Raw genomic sequence first — 2,732 nt, forward strand, 5'->3', positions numbered from 1 at the left:
AACGGAAACGCTCCCACGCCGCACGGTACTGGATACCGTGAACACGCGCATACTCGGAAAGCTTCATGATCCTAGTATATCATAAACAACTAGAAAAAACTAGTATTTTAGCTACTAATCACAAGACTCCGATGTGACAGAGCCTCGAAAAGCTGCATGGCTGAACTATAGCCTGTCTGCCCAACCGAATTACTATGATGCATGTCCTCAATGGTTATTGGATGATAGCGGATACTTGTTCTCAAGTGATCTTATCCGAAACAAGTATGAACGTTCCGGCATCATTCCCGGTCCTGAGACCGATCCGACGGCTGTTCCTGTCGAACCGGTCTCCACGACCGATGCGGATGGCGATGTAGTCAGAACCTATAATCTGCCATACACTGTGCAGCCGGGCGGCCGGGTCATCTACCATTTCACCGGCACAGTCAAGCGCAAGGATGCGGATCAGATGATTCACAATCAGGCGTGGTTCAGTTCGCCCGACACCCCGTATGCGGTCACGGATGCTACAGGCAGGGTGACGGCCGGCGTGCCGCATGCGATCAGTGCGAACAAGGCTACGCCGGGCAAACCGGATGATACGAAGCTCGACACGTCGAGCCACGACATCACCGGATTGGCGGAGTGCGCGACCGGCAGCGATTACGACAAGCCTGAGAAGGAGCATTGGTTCAGCACGCGCAACGAGGACCAGTGCGATCAGGTCGGAGCCGTCATCCCCGCATACACGACCAAACCCGTTCTTGGCAGCATCAGCGGCCTCTACTGGCTTGACCGGAACAAGGACGGCATCCGACAGGACGGCGAAACCGAACACATCGAAGGCCAGCAGGTCGTCCTCGAAGACAGGGACGGCAACCAGCTCCAGACCACCACGACCGACAGGAACGGCGCGTATTCGTTCACCGGGTTGAAGCTCGGCACGTATCGGATCAGGTTCAGCCGTGTTCTCCTCCGCCCGTTCACCACGCCCGATGTGAACGACACGACCAGCCAGACGGACGGCTCATCAACCGACTCCGACGCGAATATCACCGACGACGATTACGGCATGGGCACGCCAACCATCACCCTCACCACGGCCGCACCCGACAAGGAACACGTCGACGCGGGCGTCACGCCACAGGAACTCGCTAAAACGCTACCAATGACGGGCGGTGTCGGGTTGATCCTGCTCGCCGCCAGCATGATTATCCTCATCGTGACGAAACGGTTGATATCCAAGTCGCCTCGCCACCGGGCCAGCAAGTGATCGGTTGCTGATGGTGGTGGTTGCCTCCGCCTTTCAGGTGTATACTGAGTGTATACCTGAAAGGCGGAGGCAACAATGAACACCACCACACTCGTCAAATGGGGCAACGGACAAGGAATCCGACTCAGCCGCGAAACCATAGAACAAGCCGGCCTTAAAATCGGCGACACGTTGGAAGTCCAAGCCCAAAACGGAAAACTCACCGTCACCCCAGCCAAAAAACGCTACATCGGCATCCTCGACTACGAAAAAATGTTCGAAAACTACCACGGGCCACAACCAACCGAAGACGGATTCGCCGCACCGGTAGGAAAGGAACTCATGTGACCCAATACCATTACGGCGACATCGTTTGGGCAAACCTCGACCCCGCATCCGGCCATGAACAAAACAAACGCCGACCACTTATCATCGTCACCAACGATGCCTACAACCGGTATAACAACCTTCCCATGACCATTCCCGTCACCAGCAACAGGGAATACCCGCTCCATGTCAACATCGGGGTTATCCCCACAGAAGATGGCGATGAAATACACGGGTGGGCGGAAATCGAACAAGCCAAATGTCTTGATTTGGAAGCGCGACAAGCTGTCCGAGTGGGTTCACTGGATGAAGCGACTTTGGATAAGATCACTGAAACCTTGCTGAGTGGACTCTTGCAGCCAACCATGCGCATCGAACGCTTCGCCTAGATTCCGCCGCAATCTTGAGTGGAACCATCAACAAAAATCAGCAATCGCGGACGGTGTCTTACCGGTCAAAACCCGTCGTAGGAAAGGAACTCCCATGGTTCAGAGCACGCTCACCCGTGAAGAGTATCACCGATCGCCTGATCCGGTCGCCCGTTTCGGTATTCCCGATCTTGAAGTCAGCAAGTATGATCTGCTGTTGATCGACACGAACGGCAAGTATCCGGAGTTGATCAGTCGGAAGATGCTGATCACGGTCATGCTTGACAAGCTCAACTGGAATCTGGAGAAGGTGGACGACAAGATTCTGATCACCGAAGATGAGATTCTTGTCGTCACGATCAAACGCGAGACGGATACGGATGATACTCCGGTTTGGATCGCCTACGAGAACAGTGAGAAGACCGCTGAAAACTATCGATTGTTAGATCTGATCGAAACAATCGCAGAACAGCATCTTGACGGTCCTATGATGGATCGTCTCTCCGAAAAAATGAGTATGCTGGATCAGATTCTCTGACCATCTCCCGTTACAAAAGACAGGCGATATTCGTCTATCCCAACAAGTTTTTCTCAACCGTCCGATCCATCAAACAAGTTAACGCTTACCGTTAAAACCGGTATCCGAAAATCGACTGGATCGGAAAGAGAAAAAATAGAGGCTTCTGCTGTTTTCGTGGGTTAGGTTGTTGGTGTTGGTAGTTGGATGTTGAGTCCGCCGCATCTGAGCATGACGAGGCTGATGAGGTTGGTGACGTGGTGGAAGCCGTAGGCCATGCGGATGG

The 2,732-nt window shown here is 53.7% G+C and carries 4 protein-coding genes; all 4 read left to right on the forward strand.

The features are described 5' to 3' along the window. Positions 1 to 235: 235 nt before the first annotated feature. The 4 genes from JS541_RS14515 to JS541_RS14530 all read left to right on the forward strand — a co-directional run bounded on the left by JS541_RS14515 (position 236) and on the right by JS541_RS14530 (position 2,467). Positions 236 to 1,255, forward strand: a complete 1,020-nt coding sequence (locus tag JS541_RS14515; RefSeq protein WP_214375196.1) for an SdrD B-like domain-containing protein — start codon at positions 236 to 238, stop codon at positions 1,253 to 1,255. A gap of 75 nt (positions 1,256 to 1,330) precedes the next feature. Continuing rightward, positions 1,331 to 1,582: an AbrB/MazE/SpoVT family DNA-binding domain-containing protein gene (locus JS541_RS14520; RefSeq protein WP_214375197.1), complete on the forward strand. Its 252-nt coding sequence runs from the start codon at positions 1,331 to 1,333 to the stop codon at positions 1,580 to 1,582. Beyond that, positions 1,579 to 1,950: a type II toxin-antitoxin system PemK/MazF family toxin gene (locus tag JS541_RS14525; protein WP_214375198.1), complete on the forward strand. Its 372-nt coding sequence runs from the start codon at positions 1,579 to 1,581 to the stop codon at positions 1,948 to 1,950. Before JS541_RS14520 ends, JS541_RS14525 begins: the two co-directional genes overlap by 4 nt. A gap of 94 nt (positions 1,951 to 2,044) precedes the next feature. After that, positions 2,045 to 2,467 carry a hypothetical protein gene (locus tag JS541_RS14530; protein WP_214375199.1) on the forward strand — a complete coding sequence of 141 codons (423 nt, stop codon included), beginning with the start codon at positions 2,045 to 2,047 and terminating at the stop codon, positions 2,465 to 2,467. Positions 2,468 to 2,732 lie beyond the last annotated feature (265 nt).

It is taken from the genome of Bifidobacterium sp. SO1, from assembly GCF_018555335.1.
Taxonomy (GTDB): Bacteria; Actinomycetota; Actinomycetes; order Actinomycetales; family Bifidobacteriaceae; genus Bifidobacterium; species Bifidobacterium simiiventris.